16 protein-coding genes and 2 pseudogenes are annotated in these 23,048 nt (G+C 70.3%); 10 read left to right on the top strand and 8 right to left on the bottom strand.

The genetic code is table 11. The annotated features are described in order from the left end of the window. Window positions 1–31: 31 nt before the first annotated feature. The 3 genes from O1G21_RS03010 to O1G21_RS03000 all read right to left on the bottom strand — a co-directional run bounded on the left by O1G21_RS03010 (window position 32) and on the right by O1G21_RS03000 (window position 3,096). Window positions 32–988 carry a ferritin family protein gene (locus tag O1G21_RS03010; RefSeq protein WP_270140495.1) on the bottom strand — a complete coding sequence of 319 codons (957 nt, stop codon included), beginning with the start codon at window positions 986–988 and terminating at the stop codon, window positions 32–34. A 255-nt stretch (window positions 989–1,243) separates the two neighbouring features. Further along, window positions 1,244–2,392 (bottom strand): hypothetical protein, encoded by a 1,149-nt coding sequence (locus tag O1G21_RS03005; RefSeq protein ID WP_270140494.1) that lies wholly within the window; start codon window positions 2,390–2,392, stop codon window positions 1,244–1,246. Window positions 2,393–2,766: 374 nt separating this feature from the next. Continuing rightward, the gene (locus O1G21_RS03000; protein ID WP_270140493.1) at window positions 2,767–3,096 is read right to left on the bottom strand and encodes a helix-turn-helix domain-containing protein; all 330 of its coding nucleotides are present in this window, start codon (window positions 3,094–3,096) and stop codon (window positions 2,767–2,769) included. Between the two features lie 265 nt (window positions 3,097–3,361). On the opposite strand from O1G21_RS03000, the gene O1G21_RS02995 reads away from it, so the two are divergent. The 5 genes and pseudogenes from O1G21_RS02995 (at window position 3,362) to gndA (ending at window position 7,652) form a co-directional block, all read left to right on the top strand. Further along, entirely contained in the window at window positions 3,362–4,948 is a 1,587-nt protein-coding gene (locus tag O1G21_RS02995) for a Na+/H+ antiporter (protein WP_270140491.1), read from the top strand. Continuing rightward, window positions 4,935–5,120 (top strand): annotated as a pseudogene (locus tag O1G21_RS02990) (FAD-dependent monooxygenase); the annotation flags it as partial. The gene O1G21_RS02995 and the pseudogene O1G21_RS02990, both read left to right, overlap by 14 nt. Before the next feature lie 318 nt (window positions 5,121–5,438). Next, window positions 5,439–5,747, top strand: a pseudogene (locus O1G21_RS41310) (aromatic-ring hydroxylase C-terminal domain-containing protein); the annotation flags it as partial. Window positions 5,748–5,859: 112 nt separating this feature from the next. Continuing rightward, complete coding sequence (locus O1G21_RS02980; protein ID WP_270140489.1) at window positions 5,860–6,123, top strand: co-chaperone GroES; 264 nt, start codon at window positions 5,860–5,862, stop codon at window positions 6,121–6,123. A gap of 83 nt (window positions 6,124–6,206) precedes the next feature. Further along, window positions 6,207–7,652, top strand: coding sequence for an NADP-dependent phosphogluconate dehydrogenase (gndA, locus tag O1G21_RS02975; protein WP_270140488.1), 1,446 nt, complete (start codon window positions 6,207–6,209; stop codon window positions 7,650–7,652). 53 nt (window positions 7,653–7,705) lie between these two features. Here gndA and O1G21_RS02970 read toward each other — a convergent pair whose 3' ends face one another. Continuing rightward, a complete protein-coding gene (locus O1G21_RS02970) occupies window positions 7,706–7,942 on the bottom strand; it encodes a hypothetical protein (RefSeq protein ID WP_270151495.1) in 237 nt (78 codons plus the stop codon). Between O1G21_RS02970 and O1G21_RS02965 the strand changes: the two genes are divergently transcribed. Both O1G21_RS02965 and O1G21_RS02960 read left to right on the top strand, forming a co-directional pair. Further along, window positions 7,941–8,867 carry a TIGR03620 family F420-dependent LLM class oxidoreductase gene (locus O1G21_RS02965; protein ID WP_270140487.1) on the top strand — a complete coding sequence of 309 codons (927 nt, stop codon included), beginning with the start codon at window positions 7,941–7,943 and terminating at the stop codon, window positions 8,865–8,867. The two genes, O1G21_RS02970 and O1G21_RS02965, sit on opposite strands and share 2 nt — an antisense overlap. A 727-nt stretch (window positions 8,868–9,594) precedes the next feature. Next, the gene (locus O1G21_RS02960; RefSeq protein ID WP_270140486.1) at window positions 9,595–9,990 is read left to right on the top strand and encodes an aggregation-promoting factor C-terminal-like domain-containing protein; all 396 of its coding nucleotides are present in this window, start codon (window positions 9,595–9,597) and stop codon (window positions 9,988–9,990) included. Between the two features lie 385 nt (window positions 9,991–10,375). Here O1G21_RS02960 and O1G21_RS02955 read toward each other — a convergent pair whose 3' ends face one another. From O1G21_RS02955 to O1G21_RS02945, 3 genes are read right to left on the bottom strand one after another with little or no spacing between them, the layout of a single operon-like run. Next, a complete protein-coding gene (locus O1G21_RS02955; protein ID WP_270140484.1) occupies window positions 10,376–11,365 on the bottom strand; it encodes an antibiotic biosynthesis monooxygenase in 990 nt (329 codons plus the stop codon). A 4-nt stretch (window positions 11,366–11,369) separates the two neighbouring features. Further along, window positions 11,370–14,087, bottom strand: a complete 2,718-nt coding sequence (locus O1G21_RS02950) for a molybdopterin-dependent oxidoreductase (protein ID WP_270140483.1) — start codon at window positions 14,085–14,087, stop codon at window positions 11,370–11,372. Next, window positions 14,084–14,911 carry an FAD binding domain-containing protein gene (locus O1G21_RS02945; RefSeq protein WP_270140482.1) on the bottom strand — a complete coding sequence of 276 codons (828 nt, stop codon included), beginning with the start codon at window positions 14,909–14,911 and terminating at the stop codon, window positions 14,084–14,086. The genes O1G21_RS02950 and O1G21_RS02945 overlap by 4 nt, the downstream gene beginning before the upstream one ends. Before the next feature lie 339 nt (window positions 14,912–15,250). On the opposite strand from O1G21_RS02945, the gene O1G21_RS02940 reads away from it, so the two are divergent. Both O1G21_RS02940 and O1G21_RS02935 read left to right on the top strand, forming a co-directional pair. Then, window positions 15,251–16,012, top strand: coding sequence for an SDR family oxidoreductase (locus O1G21_RS02940; RefSeq protein ID WP_270140480.1), 762 nt, complete (start codon window positions 15,251–15,253; stop codon window positions 16,010–16,012). 347 nt (window positions 16,013–16,359) lie between these two features. Next, window positions 16,360–17,118, top strand: coding sequence for a hypothetical protein (locus O1G21_RS02935; RefSeq protein WP_270140478.1), 759 nt, complete (start codon window positions 16,360–16,362; stop codon window positions 17,116–17,118). A gap of 68 nt (window positions 17,119–17,186) precedes the next feature. Here the strand turns inward: O1G21_RS02935 and O1G21_RS02930 are convergent, their stop codons facing one another. Next, on the bottom strand, window positions 17,187–19,046 hold the full coding sequence (locus O1G21_RS02930) for a peroxidase family protein (RefSeq protein ID WP_270140477.1): 1,860 nt from the start codon (window positions 19,044–19,046) through the stop codon (window positions 17,187–17,189). A 477-nt stretch (window positions 19,047–19,523) separates the two neighbouring features. Here O1G21_RS02930 and O1G21_RS02925 point away from each other — a divergent pair, with 477 nt between their 5' ends. Continuing rightward, window positions 19,524–23,015 (top strand): patatin-like protein, encoded by a 3,492-nt coding sequence (locus tag O1G21_RS02925; RefSeq protein ID WP_270140475.1) that lies wholly within the window; start codon window positions 19,524–19,526, stop codon window positions 23,013–23,015. Window positions 23,016–23,048: the final 33 nt, after the last annotated feature.

Raw genomic sequence — 23,048 nt, 5'->3', positions numbered from 1 at the left:
CCGGAAACGGGGCGGTCACCCTTGGGGGTGGTCAGCCCAGGCCCTTGCGGGCGGTCTGGAACGCCTGGGCGTGGCCGGCCTCGTCGGTGGCGTTGTGCTGGAAGAGGGTGGCCGCGGCGGTGTCGCCGGCGGCCTTGGCCTGCTGGGCGAACGTCGGGTACATGGTCTGGGACTCGTAGGTCTCGCCGGTGATGGCCGTGGCCAGGTTCTGGCTCGTGGTGCCGACCGTTCCGGCCAGCGCCGCCTCGCCGGAGAAGTGCTCCTGCAGCTCCACGTTGGAGACGGCGGTGAACAGGCGCGCCAGTGCGGGGTTGCCGCTCTGCTGGGCGTGCTGGGCGTAGAGGGTGTACTTGGCGTGTGCCAGGGCCTCGCCGTGCATGGCGGTGTCGAGGTTGGCCTTGGTCTGCGCCGAGGTGACCTTGGGCTTCCCGGCCGGTACCGTCACGGGGTTGACGGCCGGAGGTGCCGGGATGGTGCCCTTGCCGTTGCGGAGCGCGGTGAGGGCGGCCTGGTACGCGGCCTGGTGGGCTGCCTCGTCCTTGGCGATCTCGGTGAAGAGGTCGGCGGCGGCGGTGTCGCCGGCCGCCTTGGCCTGTTGGGCGAACGTCGGGTACATGGTGGTGGTCTCGTACCCCTCGCCGGTGATGGCGTCGGTGAGGTTGGCCTCGTTGCCGCCCACGAGGCCGCTCAGTGCGGCTTCCTGGGTGAAGTGCTCACCCAGCTCCACATCGGCGGTCCTCCGGAAGAGGTCGGCGACCGCAGGCCGGCCCTCGCGCTGGGCCTGGGCCGCGAAGAGAGTGTAGGAGGCGTTGGCGAACGCCTCGCCCTTCATGGACTGCGTGAGGTTGGTCTGCGTCTGTTGCTGCAGAGTCGGGATCGCGGTCCTGGCAGCCGGGCCGTCGACAGCCGGTGCGGCGGAGGCGGCGCACATCGCGACGCTCGCGGCCAACGCACCGGTGACGAGAGCGCGTATCGGGTAGGCGGTCATCTCAACCTCCTTGGCGGACGCATTCGTCGGGCACCCTCGCCCAGCACAGCAAGACGCCCCGGATACGGCCATCCGGCCGCACCCATTCAGGTGAATACGCGGACGCAGTAGGTGGAATACGACACGCCGGAATATGTACCGGTATAACGGGTCGAATTGCATCCGATGCAACCATCGGATGCCTCGAACGGCCTCGACCTGGGGCTTCATCAAGTGGGGCCGACCCGAAGTCGGCCCCCCTTGATACGCCTTCCGCTACCCCACCGTGAGAAGGGAGAGGAGGAAGGGCGGGGCCAGCCGCCGCATCGCCTCACGGCCGTCGTCGTCAGTCTCCGCGAGCGTGGTGTTGAAGGCGTCAGCCATGAAGATCAGCTGCACGGCGGTGACAGTCTGCTCCGCCGGCGTCGGGTTCGGCTCGGCCAGGCCGGTCAGCAGGAAGGTCCGGCTGGCCCCGGAAATCATGCCCGTCGCCCACTGCTCGGTGGCCTCTGCCGGTTGGCCGGCGGCCAGCTCGGCTTCGACGGCTGCACAGCTGGTTTCTGCCCAGGCCGCGATCTCACCTGCCGCTGTCCAGGCCGCCTGCAGCCGCTCGATCGGGGCTGCCTGGGCCACGGTGTAGAGGTGATTGGCGATGCTGTCGGCCGGCAGGCCCGGGAGCTGGTGCAGCGGCGCGGCTGCCAGAGCAGCCAGCGGATCGCGGGGATCGGTCTCCAACAGATGGGCGGCCCACTGCGGAGCGCCGTCCGCGACGAGACCGCGAGCTGCCCGGGCGATCGTATCGGGAGCCATCTCGCCGGGACCGGCCATGGCCGTGATCGCCGACTGGAACAAGAAGTCGGTCCTGCCCAGCGGTTCGGCCTTGGCTGCTCCCGGATCGAGTTCGGCGGCGAACTGCCATCCCGGGGCGAGATCCGGCGTCGCCAGGACCTGCCGGTCGATCGCTTGGACGCGGCGCTGCACCGCGGTAGGGCGGCGCTCCTTGGTGCCGACGAGGTCGGCCGCACCGTCGTACACCCACTCCTGGAGATCACCGTCCACCGGCAGGGGACCGAAGCCACGGCGCAACTGCTTGGCCAGGTCCTCAGCTGGTCGGGCGAAGGCATGGCGAACGGTCTCTTCGGGCACGGGCAGGCCGGCGCCGAAGGCCCGCAAAGCGAGGTGGCCACGGTCCGCGCCCTGACGGCGATTCCGGGCGAGCCAGACCACCAGCGCCACCAACTGTTCGTCCGCCGTCGAGGAGCTGCCACCCAACGGCCGACCGGGGTAGTCCCGCTGGTGAGCTGGGAGCAGCGGGTTCGGACGACTACGCCAGCGTTCGAGATGACGCGCCGACACCTCGACGCCGTACTGCGCCGCGAGGTCGATCAAGCGTCGGTCGGCGGGGCTGGGGGAAGTTCTGGCCATGAACCGAACGTAGTGCCGCCGCGTGCGCTCTGACCGGGCTCTGGCGAACACCCGGCGGTCGGCCACGGCCCGGTGTAGTGTCCGCCCGCCGTAGAACCCCCCGAGGTTCACCCGGTTTGGGCGGAACGCCACTTGCTTCGATGAGGGCACGAAGCCGGAACAACCGGCCGGTGGCGCCAACGCGTGCAGGAGGGGCAGGAAATGACGACGAGCTCGATTGAGGCGGGGCCGGTCCATGGGGGCGACACGAAGCGCCGTAGGGAGGTGGGAGTCCGATGGCGGCGGTACCTGCGGATGGCCGGCGTCCATGCGCTGAGGGGCGCATCGTCGGCGGCGGGTGCCGCGGCCGTGAGCGGTGCGTTGTGGTGGTGGGGTCATCGGTGACGGACCGCGTAGGTAGGCCGGTCAGCGAGGAGGGCCGCCACCGATGTCGGTGGCGGCCCTCCTCGCCTTGGGTCAGCGTCCCGAGCCGGGAGGGGCAGACAGGGGAGTTGGTGGGCGGCGGCCAGTCGGTGAAGGCTGAGCCGGACGGCGGCCGGGTGCAGGCCGAGGTCGGCGGCGATCCCCTCCGGGGTAACGCCGGGACCGCGCTGCAGGTGGTCGAGGACGGTGTGGTCGGTCCGGTTCTCGGTGGCGCGGACGGGGCGGTAGGCGGCCAGCGCGCCGCCGCCGAGGGCCGTTCCGTGCCAGTACGATCTGCTCACCGGATCGGGCGATGAAGTTCCACTGCCACATCGCCGCCCACGAGGACCACGGCATGATGAGCTTCCTCGACGTGGTCCCGTAGACGGGGTCCGGTCTGCGGAAACACCCGCAGGTCGGACCACGGGACCAGCCATGCGCCGTGCAGGGGCCCGTCCTCGTCGCCGAGGCCGCCGTTTGCGGTGGGCGGGCGTCGGTAGTCCGGTTACGTTGATAGAGCACCTGGTCGGAGGGGGGTAACAAGCCCTAACCCACTGGGGACGCTGTATGACTGGCCTGACCATCATCCTGCTGCTCGTGGTCCTCGCCACGGCGGTGGCGACCGGTGCCCGGCGCTGGCGCCTGCCCGCTCCCTCGCTCCTCGTCATCGCCGGTCTGGTCGTCGGGCTCATACCCTGGGTTCCCGAGGTCCGCCTGGCACCTCACGTGATCAGCGTGCTGGTGCTGCCGCCGCTGCTCTACGCCTCGGCCGGGGAGATCTCCGTTCGCGACCTGCGCAGCGTGTGGCGGCCGGTGACCGGCCTGGTCTTCGGTCTGGTCCTGGTCTCGGCCGTCGCCGTCGGGTACGTCGCCCGCGCGATCACCCCGCTCACCACCGCGTCCGCGTTCATCCTCGGCGCCGTCCTGGCCAGCACCGACCCCGTGGCCGTGACCGCACTCGGCCGGCGCCTGTCCCTCCCGCCGCGGGTGCAGGCCATGGTGCAGGCGGAAAGCCTGTTCAACGACGCCACGTCGCTGGTCCTGTACAAGGTCGCCGTGGCGACCGCGGTCTCCGGCAGCGCCATCACCGTCTCCGGGACCATCGAGCAGTTCCTGATCCTCGCGGGCGGAGGAGCCCTCATCGGCGCGGCGGTCGCCGCCGTGGTGACCCTCATCCGCAGACGGACCGAGGACCCCGTGCTGGAGACCGTCATCGCGTTGGTCACTCCGTACGCCTCGTACGTCATCGCGGAGGACTCGCACGCCTCCGGCGTGACCGCCGTCATCGTGGCCGGGGTGGTCCTCGGCAGCACCGGCCACAAGCTCAGCAACGCCCCCGTCCGTCTCCAGGTCCACGCCGTCTACGACACCGTGACCTTCCTGCTGGAGAGCGTCGTCTTCGCCCTCATCGGTCTCGAGCTCCCCTTCGCGGTCCGTCACCTCGCGCACGACGAGCACGGCTGGCCGCTGTGGGTGCCGGTGATCGCCTTCACCGTGCTGGCGATCCGCCTGCTGTGGGTCTTCCCGCTGTCCGCCCTGATCCACTACCGGCACAAGGAGGGCGACAGCCGCCTCTCCTGGCGCGTTCCGGCCGTCCTGTCCTGGGCCGGCACCCGAGGCGTCATGCCGCTGGCCGCCGCGCTCTCCGTCCCCCTGGTCACCGACACGGGGGCGCCGCTGCCGCACCGGGCGCTCATCCTCACGCTCACCACCGGGACCGTCGCGCTCACCGTCGTCTTCCAGGGCTTCACCCTCGCTCCTGTCGTCCGCCGCTCGGGCATCGCCCTGGAACCGGAGCACACCGCCCGCGAGGAGGCCCGGACCCGCCGGCACATCGCCCACACCGCTCTCGAAGAGCTCAGACAGCTCGGCGATCTGGATGAGCTCGCCGAACTGGGCGCCGCCGCCGAGACCGCCTTGAAACAGGCTCGTCGCGATCTGGAAGCGCGCATCCACCAAGCGGAAGACGCCCACTACAGCGACCCGGACGCCCGTCCCGCCGACGCCTACCGCGAGATACGCCGGACACTCATCGGTATCGAGGCGGCCGAGCTCCGGCGCCTCTACGAAGCGAACATGATCAGCAACGCCACCCGGCGCCGGATCCAGCGCGAACTCGACCTCGAGGAGGCCAGCCTCCGTGCCCGCGACTGACGCCGGCCACCGTCGATGCGCGGACATTGGGGTCGGCCGGGGGCTGGGAAGATTGATCCGCGTCGACCACCAACGCGGCGACGAGACCCGCGTCCGTGCCCGCTATGTACTCGCCGCCGACGGTGTGAACTCCAGCGTCCGACAACTGCTGGGAATCGACGCCACCGGCCCCGGAGCGATGGGAGGCTTCACCATGCCCGAAGACGCCGCGCACGCCGATTGGCCCGACCTCCTCTCACGGGCCATCAGCCCCGGCGCCGAGGTACAAGCCGACGTACTGCGGGTTCAGCACTGGGTGCTGGAAGCTGGCCGGCGTTCTCCACGGGTGGGCCGGACCGATCCTGTTGGAAAGCTACGAGACGGAGCGACAACCCGTCGCCCACCGGACTCTCCGCCAAGCGGTGGCGAACACCCGACTCCTCCTCCAGGTGCAGGACCGGCGCCGCGAGCGGCGCCGAACCGGCGAAGCAGTCCCGGTCCACACCTCTGGCTCACATCCGACCGCTCCACGCTCGACGTCTTCGGCGAATGGTTCACCCTGCTCACCCCGGACCGCACTCACTGGGAGCAACAATGCACCGCACCATGGCCGCTGCACATCGAGGCCCTTCCCGACGAGCAGACCGACCTCTGCGGCCTGCGCCCGCACGGAGCACTGCTCATCCGGCCCGACGGCCACATCGGCGCCCGGTGGCGCGACCGCCCGTCGAGTGACGCCACCCTCCGCCACGCCCTCACCACAATCACCCGCCCGACACCCCCCGACAGTTCGGCGCCCCGCGGCACCAGCCACTGCTGATTCCCGCCCGCCCGCCGCCACGACCAGGCGGCCGAGGTGCGGGAATCCCGAACCTCGGCAGAATCGATGTGCGGGGGGATGGCCCCGGCTGCCTACGTGAGAGGACCATGTCATGCCCGACTTCCGCCCGAAGCACGATCACCTGATCGTCAAGCCGCTCGGGGGCCCGACCCCGCAGGACCCGGAGAGGTGGAAGGGCGAGGTGGTGGCGGTGGGGCCCGGCCGGCAGCTGGGGAGCGGCAAGCCGCACCCGGTGGACGTCAAGGTCGGCGAGAAGATCCTCTTCAACAGGTTCTCCGGATCAGAGATCGAGGTGGAGGGGCAGGAGTACGTCGAGCTTCCCGAGGACGAGGTCCTCGCGCTCTCCGCGGAGTAGGGACAGGGCGACGGGCGTGCCCGGCACCCGACGCCTTCGATCCCGACCGCCCCGGGCCCCCGAGACCTTTGGAGATTCCCGCCATGACCGAGCAGTCACCCGCCCGGATCGGCGTCACCGGACTGGCTGTGATGGGCCGCAACCTGGCCAGGAATTTCGCCCGTCATGGATACCGCGTGGCCGTGCACAACCGCACGCAGGCGCGGACCACGGCGCTGCTGGAGGAGTTCGGGCACGAGGGCGAGTTCGTGGCGGCCGGGACCACGGAGGAGTTCGTCGCGGCCCTGGAGCGCCCCCGGCTGATCGTGATCATGGTCAAGGCGGGGGCGCCGACCGACGCGGTCATCGACGAGCTGGTGCCGCTGCTCGACGAGGGCGACGTGGTGGCGGACGGCGGGAACGCGCACTTCCTCGACACCAGGAGGCGGGAGGCGGCCCTGCGGGAACGCGGACTGCACTTCGTGGGCAGCGGGATCTCCGGTGGTGAGCAGGGTGCGCTGGAGGGGCCGAGCATCATGCCCGGCGGTACACCGGAGGCCTACCGGGTCCTGGGGCCGTTGCTGGAGGACATCGCGGCCAAGGTCGACGGCAAGCCCTGCTGCACCCACGTCGGACCGGACGGTGCCGGTCACTTCGTCAAGATGGTCCACAACGGGATCGAGTACGCCGACATGCAGCTCATCGCCGAGGCGTACGACCTGCTGCGGCACGGAGCGGGACTGCAGCCCGACGCGATCGCCGAGGTCTTCCGGACCTGGAACGCGGGGCGCCTGGAGTCCTACCTGATCGAGATCACCGCCGAGGTCCTCGCCCGCACCGATGCGGCGACCGGGAAGCCCTTCGTCGACGTCGTGCTGGACCAGGCCGAGCAGAAGGGCACCGGCCGCTGGACGGTCCAGAGCGCGCTGGAGCTCGGCGTGCCCGTGAGCGGGATCGCCGAGGCGGTCTTCGCCCGGTCGCTGTCCGGCAGCGTGCCACTCCGGCAGGCCGGACGGGGGCTGCCCGGCCCGACCGAGACGTGGCTCGACAGCGCGGCGGCGGACCGGTTCGCGGATGACGTCGAGCAGGCTCTGTACGCCTCCAAGATGGTGGCCTACGCGCAGGGCTTCAACCAGATCCAGGCCGGCAGCGCGGAGTACTCCTGGCAGATCGACCCCGGTGAGATGGCCACGATCTGGCGCGGCGGTTGCATCATCCGGGCTCGGTTCCTGGACCGGATCCGGGCCGCGTACGAGGCGGACCGGGAGCGTCCCACGCTGCTGACCGACGCGCACTTCCGGGAGGCGCTCGGCTCCGCGCAGTCGGCTTGGCGACGGGTCGTCTCGGTGGCGGCCCAACTGGGGGTGCCCGCCCCCGGCTTCGCGACCGCGCTCGCCTACTACGACGGCCTGCGGGCGGAGCGTCTTCCGGCCGCGCTGGTGCAGGGCCAGCGGGACTTCTTCGGCGCGCACACCTACCGCCGGGTCGACCGGGACGGGACCTTCCACACTCGCTGGGAGGTCGAGGGCCGTCCGGAGGAACAGCGCTGACAGTCAGTCTCCGGGGAGGGTGAGATCGGCCCGCGCCAGCATGTCCGTGGCGGTCAGGTGCTCCTCCACAGCGCGCCAGCGCGTGAGCCATGCCTCGCGGTGCGGCCGCGGGTCGGCCCGGGTGTCCACCCGACGCAGACACGGTTGAAGCCGGAGGCCGGTCCGCCGAGCAGGAACCCGGTGGTCAGCGGCAGCAGGAAGATGCCGGCCCACAGCGGGGTGCGGTCGAAGGCGTAGTCGTGCAGTGGCAGCCAGATGCCCTGCAGCCAGATGATGGGGAGTGCACCCATGACTGAACGCATCACCACCTCGCCCACGGACCTTCCCGCGTTGAAACAGCGTCTGGGCCGCACCGGGGTGTGGCTCGCGTCGTTGTCCGCGGTGACGGCGGACGAGGAGCGGCGTGCCGTCGCCGCCATCGAGGACCTCGGCTACGGGACGCTGTGGATCGGCGAGCTCCCCGCCGGGAAGGAGGCGCTGACCCATGCGGCCCTGCTGCTGTCCGCGAGCCAGCGCCTGATGGTCGCCACGGGGATCGCCACCATCTACGGACGCGACGCGACGGCGGCGGCCAACGGGGCCAGAACCCTGCACGAGGCATGGCAGGGCCGTTTCGTGCTCGGCCTCGGCGTCAGCCACCGGCCTCTCGTCAGTGGCCGCGGACACGACTCCAGCACACCGCTGTCCGACATGCGGGCCTACCTGGACGCGATGGACGCCACGCCCTTCGACGCGCCGGCTCCCGAGCCGGTGCCCCGCGTGCTCGCCGCGCTGCGCCCGAAGATGCTGAAGCTCGCCGCCACCCGGGCCCAGGGCGTTCACCCGTACTTCGTCACACCCGAACACACCCGCCGGGCCCGCGCGGCGCTCGGCCCCGACCCGCTGCTCGCCCCCGAGCAGGCCGTGGTGGTCGACACCGACCCCGAGCGGGCGCGCGCCACCGCCCGCGCCTACGCGGCCGGCTATCTGCGCCTGCCCAACTACCTCAACAGCCTGCGCGAACTGGGCTTCACGGACGCCGACCTCGACGACGGCGGCAGCGACACACTCATCGACTCGGTCGTGCCCTGGGGCGACCCGCAGACGCTGGCCGAGCGCATCAGGGAGCACTACCAGGCCGGTGCCGACCACGTCGCCGTGCAGCCCGTCGCCGACACCCTGCAGCAGCAACTGCAGGACCTACGCCTGCTCGCCCCCGCCCTGATGCCCGGCTGAAGCCGCAGGGCAGCCGCCCACCGGTGGCAGCCCTGCACCGGCCAGGTTCCGTGGCTGGGCGGGGGCGGACGGTGTTCAGCAGTGTGCGGACTATCGCTCGGACGCGGTCGTCCGGTGCGGCGGGGTCGGTGGGGTCGGTGGGTCGAGTTTTCCGTCGAGGTGGCAAGGCTGGCCACCCAGCTCCTCGAAGCCTTCGCCACACCCACCCAGTAGCCCCGCCCCGCCAACCCACCCCAGAGCCCTCGTCCAGGACGGGCCGAGTGTGGTGGCGGTCTCAATGGCGGTCGCCCGGCGTTGACCCAGCGTGGTGGCGATGGGTCGGTCGGTGATGTCGCCGGGGTCTGTGCCGTGAGTGCGCTCACACCTGGACGGGGTGGACGAGGACGAATAGTAGTGTCCGTTTTGGGCCATTTTGAGACTATTTGGCGGGCGTTCGAGGAGCGTTTGCGCAGGCCGGGAGGGATCGGCGGGGACCGGCGCGCTCCGGGCGGCCCGCCCCTCGTGCCGGTACCAACCTCCTCGGCTACGACCGCGGATCGTAGCGAAGGGGGCTTGGCGACCGGCGATCCGCTCTGGCAACTTTGCATTCATCGCCAGCCGCACCGGCTCCTGTCCCTCCGGTGAACGGCTCACCGCCGAGTCACACCCCGCGACCGTTCGGCCCCTGTCCGGCCACGGTCGAGACGGGGCGTGACTGTGGCCCAACCCGATTGAGGTCTTGCTCTACATGCCCGCTTTCAAGCTCCGTATGCGCACCTCCGCCGCGATTTTCGCCGGCGCCGCCGGTCTGACCGCCCTGGGTGCCGCCGTGGTCCCCACCGTGGCCTCGGCAGCCGATGCCTCCCCGCAGGCGATCGCCGCGCAGATGGTGCCGGCGGACCAGCTGGCCTCGTTCAGCCAGATCATCTCCCACGAGTCCGGCTGGAGCGTCACCGCGACCAACCCGAGCTCGGGCTCCTACGGCCTCGGCCAGGCCCTGCCGGCCTCCAAGATGGCCTCGGCCGGCGCGGACTGGAAGACCAACCCGAGCACCCAGATCAAGTGGGCGCTGGACTACATGAACTCCCGCTACGGCAGCCCCAACGCCGCCTGGGCGTTCTGGCAGACCCACCACTGGTACTGAGCCGACCATCCCCCGTGCCTCGGGGGCCGGACAGGGACCACCGGGGTGCCCCACGAGGGCCTGGGCCCGCGCGACGTGCGCGGACCCAGGCCCTCGTGCCGTTTCCCAGCCGTCGCGGCCACCGACCGTACGGATCGCCGTCGCCGCTCCCGAGGACCCGCCCCGCCCCGCCGTACATGGCATGTCCGCGGCCGAAAGATTGCAGCTCAAAGCCCTGGCCACCGTTGACGCGCGGGTCTAGCATTCTCGTCACGGCGGCCCACCTCAGCACCACCGGGCCGCCGGCCAACGCAGCCACGCCGCGCTCCGACCCTTCGCTCCACTGGTGCTCGATGTCGGAGCCGGTCACCTCCAGCCGGCTGCAGCCGCGCCCGGTCTCCGCAGGTCAGGGCAGCGACCAGAACCGGGTCGTCACGAGGTAGAAGACGACGGCCCAGAACGCGATCACCGCAGCGACGATGCCGAGGCCGACGAGGTTGGTCCTCGCCGAGGGTTCGTCCGGTGACGGCCGCAGCCACCGCCTGAGCAGCGGGTTCACGTAGTAGGGCATCGTGAAGAAGCTCATGATGAAGCTCGACAGCAGGTTGCCCACCAGCAGCCCGAGCCAGAGCGGCATTCTCAGCGGCGACAGGACGAGCGTCAGCAGCACCACGGTCGGGTACAGGCCGACCCAGACCGCCACGGCGGTCTTGGTTTCCGAGGGGGGCGGCGCTTGCCGCCGGTCGCCTTCGAAGGCGAACCAGCTGCCGAACGAGTTGTCGATCGTGCGCAGTTCGAAGGAGCTGAACTCCTCGCCCTCGGCGAGGAGTTCCCGCCGCCTGGCCGACGTCAGCCAGGCGTCGAGGTGCTCGGCGGTGTCGAACCGGTACAGCGTGGTCCACTCGTCCTGAAGTCCCTCGACCGGGCGGAACAGCTCGGTTCCGCGGAAGCCTTCGAACGCGCTCTCCGCCTGGCCCATGCGGTCCTGCCAGGCCAGGAAGTCGCCGACGCGGCGCGGGTGGACCCGGTGGGTGACCACCACGGTCACCAGCGGATCCGCTTTTCGGGTGCCGCCGGTGACGACCTGCTGGGTCGCCGGGCCGTCGAAGTACTTGCTGCCGGCATCGAGGAAACGCTGCCGGGTCGCGCTGTTGATCCACACCTGCATGTGGGCGATCGAGTCGAACCGGTAGACGACGACCCAGTCGGGTTGCCGGGGCGTCGGTGGGGAGATCTCGGCGCTGAGGAACCCGGCGTAGCCGGCGGCGGCGGCGTTGACGTCCTCCTGCCACGTCTCGTACTCGCGCTCCAGCCCGGGCAGGACCTTCTGGCCGATGATCGCCGTCGCCGCGGTGTCCTCGTGCCGGCCGCTGTCCGGGTGCCTGTCCGTGTTCATGTGCTCAGGCCGCTGGCACCGACCGGCTCTCGTTGAGCCGGCGGTAGATCCGCTCCGGGGTCAGGGGCAGCGCGCGGAACCGGACACCCGTGGCGTCGTGGAGCGCGTTCGCCAACGCGGGGGCCACCGGATTGATGCAGCACTCCGCGATCCCCTTCGAGCGCATCGGCCCGACCGAGTCCGAGGAGGCCACCGTGAGCACGTCGGTACGGGGCACATCGGCGTAGGCGGGGATGCGGTAGTTGCGGAAGTTCGGGTTGACCATGACGCCATCGGCGTCGACGAGGTAGTTCTCGGTCAGCGTGAAGCCGACGCCCTGTGCGACACCGCCCTCCACCTGTCCCCGGACCTGCGCGGGGTTGATGATGTCGCCGGCGTCGGTCGCCTGGACGCTGTAGAGGATGCGGATCTCGCCCGTCACCCGGTGGACGGCGATGCGGAAGCCCTGCGTGTTGGAGGCGACGCTTCGGGGGGAGCCGTAGGCCTTGCGGGCGGCGGTGAAGCGGATTCCGCGCGCGCGGGCCAGGGCGACGAGCTCGGCCAACGACACCCGCCGGTCGCCGCACACGACGCCGTCGTCGTCCATCGAGCACAGCACGACATGGACGCCCGTGTGAGCGGCGGCGAATTCCAGGATCCGGTCGCGTACGGCGTTGGCCGCTCGAAGCACCGCGTTGCCCGCCACGAAGAGGCCCGCGCTCGCGAAGGCGCCGGTGTCGAATCCCGTGCGGTCGGTGTCGGACTGCACCAGGCGGATCCGCGACGGCGTCGTGCCCAGCTGGTTGGCCGCGATCTGGACATGGGCGGTGGGGGTGCCCTGGCCGAACTCGACCGTTCCCACGGCCAGCTCGTACCTGAGGTCGTCGCCGAGCGTGACCCAGGCCTCCGAGATGTGCTCGGTCGGGGGCGCGGTCTCGTGCAGGGAACTCGCCACGCCGACCCCGACGAGCCACCCGGGGCCGGGGGGCGGCTGATCGGCCGTACGGACCAGGGCGCCGTCCACGAGGTCGATGCACTTCGCGAGCCCGTCCTCGGTGGACAGCACGTCGCTGGGACCGTCGTCCAGGGCGACGAGCGGATCACCCGGTCGCACGATGTTGCGGCGCCGCAGTTCGAGCGGATCGAGGTGCAGGGCGCGTGCCAGTTCGTCCATCGCCGACTCCACGGCGAACGCCGGCTGCGTCATCCCGTAACCGCGCAGCGCCCCGCTCGGAACGGTGTTCGTGTAGACGGCGAAGGCGTCGTACTTCTTGTTGGGACAGCGGTAGATCATGCCGGCCGCGCCACCCGCGTACAGCGTCTCGCCGCCGTGGTTGCCGTAGGCGCCGGTGTTCGACACGTTGCGGACCTGGAAGGCCGTGAGCGTTCCGTCCGCCTTCGCGCCGAGCTTGACCGTCAGCGTCATCGGATGCCGGGGCGAGGCCGTGGTGAACTCCTCCTCGCGGGTGTACTCGAAGCAGACGGGCCGCCCGGTGTCCAGGGTGGCGAGCGCGACCAGATCCTCCGAGAACACCTCCTGCTTGCCGCCGAAGGCGCCGCCCACGCGCTTGCAGAACACGCGGAGCTGGTCCGGGCGCAGCGCGAACAGGTAGGCGAGTTTGACCTTCGCGATCGACGGCGACTGCGAACTGGTACGGACGTTCAGACGGCCGTCCTCCATCCAGGCGATCGAGCCGTGGGTTTCGAGATGCGCTTGCTGCACGCGCGGTGAGGAGTACGTGCCCTCGTGGATCACGTCGGCGTCGGCGAACCCCGCGTCGACATCGCCGATGTGCGCATGGAGCTCCAGCAGGATGTTGCGCACGGGATCGCGGACGAAGGGGTCGTGCGAGCCGTGCAGCTGCGGCGCCCCCTCGGCCATCGCCTCCTCGGGGTCGAAGACCGCCGGCAGCTCCTCGTACTCGACGGCGACCCGCCGGCAGCCCTCCTCCGCGGCCCCGACCGTGTCGGCCAGGACCGCGACGACCCGCTGGCCGACGAAGCGGACCGTGTCGTCGAGGATGAAGGTGTCGTCCGGATCGACGAGATGGTCGGTGTGGATCGCCGTGGTGAAACGCCTGCGCGGCACGTCCTCCCAGGTGTAGACGCGATGAACGCCGGGAACCGCGAGTGCGGCGCTCTTGTCGATCGAGACGATCCGGGCGTGCGCGTGCGGCGAGTGCAGCACCTTGAGGTGCAGCATGCCGTCGATGCGGGTGTCCATCGTGAACTCGGCGCGGCCGGTGACCACGTCGTCGGCCGCCGGTGTGCCGACACTCGTTCCCACGGCCTTCCCCGGGGCGGCCGTCTCGACACCGCTGACGCCCTTCAGGGCGTCCTCGATCGCCCGGTAGCCGGTGCAGCGGCAGAGATTGCCCTTCAACGCCCGTGGCAGGTCCGCCTTCTGGGCCTCGCTGAACGTCGCCGACGTCATGATCATCCCTGCGGTGCAGAAGCCGCACTGGAATCCCGGCGCGTCGCGGAACTGCCGCTGCACGGGATGCAGATCGCCCGGTGATCCGAGGCCCTCGATCGTCGTCACCTCACGACCGTCCGCGCGGAACGCGGGGGTGATGCAGCTGTGGATCGGGCTGCCGTCCAACCACACCGTGCACGCACCGCAATCGCCCGCGTCGCAGCCCTTCTTGACGCCGTAGTGGCCGAGTGAGCGAAGGAAGGTGCGCAGGCACTGGCCGGGGTCCGGTTCCTCGTCGAAACGTCTGCCGTTCACGATGTAGGTCACGCCGGGCTTCCATCCATGAGTTCGCGACGAATCTCTTCGGCGAAGTGCTGTGTCAGGTGACGGCGGTGATCGGGGGTCCCGTTGGGATCCGCGAACCAGACGTCGGCGGGGACGACGTCGATGCTCTGCCGCAGCGTCCGGGCATCGGGCATGGTGTCGAAGGCGAGGCGCACCGGCCGTGTGGTGCCGGCCGTGATGGTGAGCAGCAGGTCGTTCGTGCCGGGCGTCTGAGTGCCGATGAGGAAGACCGTCGATCGGCCGAGGCGGGTCAGCGTGAAGCGTCGGTGCGTGGTGCGTTTCCTCAGCGCGCGCGCCGGAATGGTGATGCGCCGCAGCACTTCCCCGGGAGTCAGGACGTTCTGGTTGTCGCCGGTCACGAAGTCGAGGGCATCGACGACGCGCGCGGACCCGTCCGGGGCGCACAGTTCGTACGTCGCCTCCAGGGCGACCGTCAGCGTGATCATCGGGCCGGCCGGCAGGGACATGCAGATGTTGCCGCCGACGGTCGCCGAGTTCCACACCTTGAACGAGGCCAGGAACGCGTCGCAGCTCGTCGCGAAAAGGGCGCCCGCGATCCAGTCGTCCGGCGGCACGAAGGCATACAGGTCACGGATGGTGCACGTGGCGCCGATCTCGAGGCCCGTGTCGCTCGGCACGAGGGCATCCCAACGCAACGCCGTCAGGTCGATCAGGCGACGCAGGCCCGGCTGCTCCGTGGAGAACAGCCACGTTCCGCCGGCGAGCCAGGCGTCGCCCTCGCGCCAGTCCACGCCCGGTCGATCCGGCGGGCGGCGGATGACTTCGGTGATGGTGTTGAGATCCACGGGAATCGATCTCCCTTACGACGATCACCGCGCGAGGGACCGCCACCGAACTCGACCGACCGACGGCGCGGCGCCCCCGTCCGCGTCCAGGACGGCACCGGGAGCGGCGCAACCTCGCGCGGCGGGATCGGACGCCGGCCGCCGCTGTCGAACACTGCCGCAGGAAGACCAGGCAGACGCGCGGATTCCCTTCGAGCCTATGCAGAACGGGTCGGCCCCGCCATTTCAGGTGTCGCGGTCGACCTGTGCGGGGCCGTGCGGGAGGCGGTCCGAGGCCGGCTGATGCAGGCTGGCAGCATGGGTGTCCCGGGTGCGGACGCCGGAAGAGCGGGGAACTCCGTGGCCGGAAGCGACGTGGCGCTGTCGGGGTGTGTCGCGCTGGTGACGGGTGCGTCCAGCGGTATCGGGGCTGCCACTGCCCTGGCGCTGGCCCGGGAGGGGGCGGCGGTGGCGCTGGTGGCCCGCAGCGCCGAAAGGCTGGAGGAGCCGGCAGCCACGATCCGGGCCCGTGGCGGCTCGTGCGCCGTCATCAGCGCCGATCTGCGTGACACCGTACGGGCCCGGGAGGCCGTCGAGGAGGTCGCCGAGCGCTTGGGGCGGCTGGACGTGCTGGTGAACAACGCCGGTTACGTCGCGATGGGGGCTGTCGAGGAGGTCGGCGCCGAGGAGGTCGACCGGATGGTCGACCTCAACCTGACGGCTGTCCTGCACCTGTCGCAGGCGGCGTTGCCGCATCTGCTGCGTGCTGCGGCGATCGGCCCGCGTGAGGTCGCCGACCTGGTCAACGTCAGCTCGGCCGCGGGCCGTGTGGTGCGCCGCGGCAACGGCGTGTACTCGGCGACGAAGCACGCGGTGTGCGCGTTCAGCGAGGTCCTGCGCCAGGAGGTGACCCGGCGCGGTGTCCGGGTGGGCGTGATCGAGCCGGGGCTGACCTCGACGCGCATGGCGACCGGTCCCGGACTCGCCGCGGCCCGCGGCATGGCGCAGGAGTCCTGGCTGCGGGCGGAGGACATCGCCCGCTCCATCGTCTTCATGGTCACCCAGCCGCCGCACGCCGCGATCAACGAGATCATGATGCGCCCGACGGCCCAGGAGCACTGAACCCACTGCGCGGCAGCCGGCCGCCCGTCGTGCGGCGCGCCCGGGGGGTTATGGCTCTGTGCCGAGGTCGGACGTCGTCCTGCAACGAGGTGAGCGGGTTCTGAACGGTGATGACCTCCAGGCCGGCCGCCTGGAGCAGCGGGATCACCTTCGACCAGGAGGAGCCGTCCGCGTAGGCACCGTGGACGAGCGTCACGTGGCGTACCGCGGAACGCCTGCGCGGCGCGGCCTGCGCCAAGGGGCCGGCAGCCAGCGACGCTCCGGCCGCACCGGCACTGAGCGGAGAGAACTGGTCACGGGCAACACCACTGTGATCGTGAAAGTGGACACCTGACACACTGTGCGCCATGACTGAGCACGAACATCATGCCCCGGCGCAGCTCTCCGAGGCGCTGCACCGCAGGTTGGAGCGGATCGAGCGGCTCCTGGAGCCCGAGAAGCCGGAGCGCCCGGCGTGGCGCTCGGTCACTCTCGGTGAGCAGCGTTGGGCGGTCTCGGTGGCCATCCTGGCCGCCGTGGGCCTGCAGCTGGCCCTGCCGACCCGTCTGACCATCCACCCGCATTGGATGCTGCCCGCCCTGGAGCTGGCGCTGCTGGTGGCCCTGGTGGTCCTCAACCCGCACAAGTGCATCGACCAGACGTCGCGGTTGCTGCGCATGCTGAGCCTGGCCCTGGTGGCGGTGATCAGCCTGGCCAACGGCTGGTCGGCGGTGAAGCTGGTGCGCGACCTGATCCACACTTCTGCCGCACCGGGCGCGCTGGCGCTGCTCGGTACCGGCGGCGCGGTCTGGGCGACCAACATCATCGCCTTTTCGCTCTGGTACTGGGAGTGGGACCGAGGCGGCCCGGCGGCCCGCGCCCAGGGGGTGAAGTCGTACCCCGACTTCCTCTTCCCGCAGATGCAGCAGGAGGGCATCGCGGAGCCGGGCTGGGAGCCCTCCTACCCGGACTACTTGTACGTGGCGTTCACCAATGCCTGCGCCTTCAGCCCGACGGACACCATGCCGCTGTCGGTCTGGGCGAAGCTGCTGATGATGACGCAGTCGGCGGTGTCGCTGATCACGGTGGTGCTGGTGGTGGCGAGGGCGGTCGGCATCCTGCAGTAGCGGCCACAGGTACTCGTGCCACCCACCACGGGTACTCGGCGATCAGGCGGCGATCCCGTGGGAGGCGATCACCGATCCGCGCAGACCCCGGTGCTCTGCCAGGGGGTGAACGCGTTGGTCACCGAGGACATCGCCGGACGCAGATCCGGGAAGTGGCGCAGCAGCACGGAGGCCATGGTGTTGTTCTCGACCCAGTCGAGACCGATGGGGGTGTACACCTGGGGGCTGTAGTCCTTGGTGAGGAACCGGTCGCTGTTCAGACGGCGCGAGGCCATCAGGATGAAGATGCGGAAGGCGGTGTCGCTGAACGCGAAGCCCTCGGGGCGGCGTTCGGCGAACATGCCGACCATCAGATCCACGCGCTCGATGTCGCCTTCGTAGATCCGACTCAGCTCCCTGGCCCATGCGGGGTCCGGTGTCAGCGACTCGAAGTCCTTGGCGGGTTTGAGGTGGAGCAGGCGCCGGAACTCGTTGTACCTGGGCACACCGATCTCCCGGATGCGCAGGATGTCGACGGCGCCCAGGTCGACGCGCTTACCGTCGGGTCGCTCGAACTCCTGGAGGAACCTGGGGTAGTTGTGCAGTGTCACCAGCCCCGGGTGGGCCGTGCCGAACGAGTAGAAGAGGTCGGTCAGCGAGTGCTTCGCCAGGAGCTCGTAGGCGTGCGGCCCGGCCAGGTCCCGGAATGTCGCCTCCTGCAGCAGCGTGTCGTCGCCGGCGGAGCGGAAGGTCCAGTCGTCGCGGATCAGCGGGTGCATCCGGTAGACCGCAGTGAACTCCTCGGTGAGCGCGTAGGGGACGCCGAAGTGGTCCGTCCTGCCGCCGACGATCCCGCTGATCACCTCGTTGCCGCTGAGCCGGCCCAGGAGCCGACGCAGCCGCTCGCCCTGGAGGCCGTACCAGTTGGCCCGCAGCGCGGCGACGGTGGTCGGGTGGCTGATGACCGCCGGGGTCCACTCGACCGTGTGGATCTTGGCGATGAGGGCGGCGTTGATCAGCCGGGCTCGTTGGAAGAGCTGTTCGTCCGTCCACCGCGGGTAGTCGTCGCGCAGCCGGTCGCAGATGGCGTTGTGCTCGAGAATGAACAGACGCTGCATCATCGCCAGGCCCAGCCAGAATCCCGGTGTGTTCGCCGGATCCTGTCCCTGGTCGTCGGGGATCGCCGCCCCGTTGAGGGGCTCCCGCAGCTTTCCGCCGTCATGGCTACGCAGCCGCCGCTGCGCCTCCAGACTGTCGCCGTAGAGCTGGGAGGCGTCCCACCAGTGGGTGTCCTGGTTGATGAAGGTGGGAGGGAGGCCGTCGCCCGGCTGCCTGGTCGGGTCCGGGATGGTCCGCGGCACCACCATCGGGCGGACCGGCCATGGATCGTCCTCCAGCAGCTCGATGGTCCACGGATCCTCCATGGTGCCCTGCCCATGGCTGAACCAGTCCCGGATCATGAACTGGATCCAGGTGGCGACCAGCGAGTTGACCGTCGTGGCGGGCACGAACTCGTCGCGGGTGAGCAGCGCGCGGCTCACCTCGCGGGGGCTCGGCGAGAGGATCTGGGGCCTGATCTCCGGAAAGGTCCGTCCGGGCGGCACATTGCGGCCGAAGCGCGAACCGGCCATCCCCATCCGTGGGTTCGCGAAGTCGTTGTAGGTGCCGTCGGCCGAGCGCTCGGTGGTGTCATTGGCCCGGCGTGGCTCGATCCGCGGCAGGTTCGTCGCCGGGAAGCCGGTGGTGTCGAAGAGGTTCTTGCGACGCAGCAGGTTCCGCAGGCCGTACAAGATCGCCAGGCCGAGCGGCCTGGGCAGGCGGTCCCAGCCGATCTTGTGGTCGACGAGAAGCGCCAGCTGCTCGTACGCCCGCAGGAAGAACGCGGGCTCGGGCCGGTCGGTAGAGCCAGTCGTCTGCGGTTTGCCTTGCGGGGTGGGCTGCTTGGCCATCCTGGCCTCCTCGGTTCGATTGGAGCCGCCGGTGCCGGCGCTCCTCGGTCGCCTGGCCGTGGAAGGCCGGGGCGACGGAGTTGAGGGCCGCGGCCTCGCCGCCGGCCTCGAAACAGCAACCCGCGGCACCGGCCTTCGGCCAGGCCTGCCGCCCGCGGCCCTCCGCGCTCTCCTGATCCGACGACAGCGGAGTTGAGACTCCGCTGCGCGTCAGGCGAGTTGGGCGCAGCCGAGGATGGGGCCTGCGGCCTCCGCCGCGGTGCGTTCATCGTGACGGCTCCCGCGCGAGGACGGTCAGCGCGACGTTGACGGACGAGGTTGCCGTGGCGATCGCCGCCGACCGGGACGGCAGGTCGCCGTTCTTCCCCGCCCGGACTTTCCGAATGTGCTCACGCCGCGCTCACGGCTGCGCTCCCAGCGGCATCGACAACCCGAGTTCACCATCCTCCGGTGCATGGCGCTACCGGGGAGAGCCGAATGCGTGACATGCGTGACATGGTGCGGGCTGTGCGCTCAGGCCGGGGCGAATCTGTTGATTCGCCAACAATCTTGTTGACATTTTGCGGACTTTGCCGACCGTGGATCAGACTGCTTACGCCAGGTCCGGTACGCAGGGCGCGGGAAGCCGATGGAGGCGGTGCGGTGAACACAGCGAATGAATATCCAAATTCCGGGAATTCCGCGGAAGGAGATGCCTTCGACCAGGAAATCCGCCTCGCCGTTGTGCTGAACGGCGGTGTGAGCCTTGCCATCTGGATGAGTGGTGTGACGCTGGAGCTGCACCACCTCGCGATGGCGCGCCGCTGGCAGCGGTCGGTCTACGAGCCGTTGCTCGGATTGCTGCAGGCCGATGCGCGAGTGGACGTCATCGCCGGGACATCGGCGGGCGGGATCAACGGCGCTTTCCTGGCCCTCGGTCTCGCACGCAATCGGGACCTCCGTGGCCTGCGGGACCTGTGGCGCGATCACGGCAGCCTGGAGAAGCTGCTGCGCAGTCCACTCGACAAGGACCCGCCGTCCCTCCTGCAGGGGGACGGTTACTTCTTCCCGAGACTCGAGCAGGCCCTCGACGGGATCCTCGACACCCAGCCCCCCACGTCCGCCGATCAAGGAGCCGCGGACAGCTACGGCCACCCGGTCGAACTCATTCTCACCGGCACCCTGTGGGAGGGCCGGACGACGTCGTTCACCGACGACCTGGGGGTGGGGATCACCGAGGTGGACCACGACGCGACCTTCAGGTTCGCCAAGCCCGTCGCCGGCAGACCCGCCCTCGGCGACCTGGCCGTCGACGGCGATGTCGACGGTGTCGTGAAGAAGCTGGCGAGCGCGGCCCGGTGCACCTCCTCGTTCCCCGGGGCGTTCGAGCCGCACTGGGTCGATGTGGAGGCATCAACCACCGCCGGGGACGGACCGTGGCCGTCATCCGCCGGCGGTGCCAACTTCCGCCAGTCGCAGTACGTCCTCGACGGCGGTGTGCTGCTCAACAAGCCCATCCGCCCGGCGTTGGAGGCGGTGTACCGGCAGCCCGCGGGAATCCAGGTCCGTCGCGTGCTCGCCTACGTCGTGCCCGATCCGGGCGAGACGACGACCCTGCCGGGCAAGAAGAACCGCCCGCAGGCCCGGGATGCCGTGCTCGGCGTGTTCACCCGGCTGCGGTCGACCGACTCGGTGTCGCGTGAACTCGCCGAAATCCGTGGCAACAACGAGGCGGTGCGCCTTCGACGTCGGGTCAGGGACCGTCTCGGGGCAGCCATGACAGGCGCCACCGGGGACCTGTCGAAGCCGGCCTGGAGCGGATACATCGAAGTCCGCATCGACCTTGCCGCCCGGATCATCGCAGGACTCATCGCCGCGGGGCAGCCGGCGCAGCGGGACAGGTGGAGTCGGAGCGAGCTGGTCGACGTGCTGCGAGGGCTGCTGTGGCGGGACCGCGGCCAGGCCGCTTCGTTCATCCCCGCCGGCCCCTTGGACCGAGCCCTGAACCGGGCGGGCAGCGAGTGGGACTGGGGCGTGACCACCGTCGAGCGGCTGGCGGACATGGCCGTCGACGTGCTGAGGCGGGCGGTCCTGCTGGCGCCGATGAATACCGATCAGCGCCGGAAGGTCATCGCTGCCCGGCACAGGCTGAACTCCACACTGGAGGAGATCCAGCAGGAGCGGCGCAGGCTCGACGACTACTGGGCCCACGCGCCCGCGTCGAAGATGCCGAGCCGCAAGGCGAAGCCCGGATCGAAGCCCGGATCAGGGACGGCGACGAACAAGGACGAGCTGGAGACGTGGCTCGACGAGATCCTCAAGGGATGGACGCGCCAGGAAGACCGTCAGTGGCAGTACGAACGGGCCCGTGCGGTGGCCGGGGTGCTGCACGGCTGCGCCTCGGACATCGCTGCCGTCGCCCGGATTCCGTGGCCGGCCGAATCCGACCGCCAGGAGAGCGAACGGCTCAGAGCCCTCCACGACTACCTGTTCGGCCCGGCGAGGGGGCCGGCAAGAGCGGCGCGGGTGCCGTGGCGCGGACTTCCGCCCGAGCACGAGGTGCTGCGGCGGATGCTCCGGCTCGACGTCGTACAGCTCTCCTTCTCCGGCGCCAGCCAGGACGTCGAGCAGGAGGTGGAGCTGGTCCAGTTCTCGGCCAAGGATCCGGATCTGCTGACGGGCAGGCAACTCCACCACTTCGGTGCGTTCTACCGTCCGTCCTGGAGGGTCAACGACTGGCTGCGCGGGCGGATGGACGGCGCGGAGCACATCGTGCGCATGCTGCTCTCGTCCGACCAGCTCAGGCGGTGCGCCGTGGTCACGGCGGACAGCGGGGCCAGCTCGCCCGAACGCGCGGCCGAACTGCTCGACGCCGTCCGCGAATGCGCCCTGTACACCAGGTCGGACGGCGACGATCGCAGCTGGCTGGAGGCCAAGTGGGAGGAACGTGAGGCGCAGTGCAGGACATTCCTGGAAAGCATCGTCACCGTCGTTCACCTGAACACGCCGAGGTGGAGGCGCTGGACGCGGGACTCGAACCGGACCGGACCGCCTGGGGCCGCGGTCGACGCGGCCGGGCTGCAGGCGTGCATCGAGGTGATCACCCAGGCGGCTCAGACCGACATCCTCAGGGAGGACATCGAGGCGCTGGCCATCTCGATCAACGGTGAGCCGAGCAGGGACCGTACCCGCGGCGAAAGCGGCTGGCTGAACCTCTACAACACGCGGAAGAAGGACGCTGCCGGGGGCGTTCTCCCGACCCAGGCCCTGTGGGACCTGTGGGCTGAGACCTATCAGATCGGTGGGGAGCTGATCGCCGGGGACGCGGGTAGCGACACCTTCGCCCGCACGGTCTCCCAGGCAGCATCGGTCGCCGTCAACACCGCGACCGCACCGGAGCCCAACTCGGCGTTCAACCTTCACAAGATCAAGCTGGTCGGCACGCTCCTCGCGGCCTTCCGCGGCTACACCCTGACCGTCTGGGGGATGGTCACCTTCCTGACCCGCCGGAGCGGGTTCGGTGCCAACACGGTGGAACTCGTCATCGCCGCCGGCGGGGTGCTCCTGGCCTGCGCCCTCTTCGTGCCCGGCCTGCCCGCCGCGTTCACGCTCGCCGGAGCCCTCCTGCTGCTGGCCGGGGCCTCCGCATCGGCCCTGCTGGTCAGGTCCGCGCCGCCACCACCGACGAGGCCCGACGGGAAACCCTCGACGAACGATCCCGCGTCACAGTCGCCGGCTGAGGGAGCCCACAGGGTGGGACGGCGCCTCGCGGGCGTCGTCGTGCTCCTCGCCGCCGTCCTCGCCTACCTGATCTGGGAATGGGTGGCGCACCACTCGCACGAGTCCGTGCTGAGCGTGCTGATCAGGATCGGCGTGGGAGCGCTCGTCGTCCTGGTTGGCTGGTGGGTGGCCGGAGCCCAGCGCCGCCCATCGGAACCGGACTCGGAGACCGGAACAGCCCGAGCCGGACGCCGCGATCGAAAGCGGTGAACGGCCGGGCGTGATGAGCTTCATCGACGTGGT

Origin of the sequence: Kitasatospora cathayae, assembly GCF_027627435.1 — a bacterium.
In the GTDB taxonomy this organism is placed as follows: domain Bacteria; phylum Actinomycetota; class Actinomycetes; order Streptomycetales; family Streptomycetaceae; genus Kitasatospora; species Kitasatospora cathayae.
This window is presented reverse-complemented; position numbering and strand designations above follow the sequence as displayed.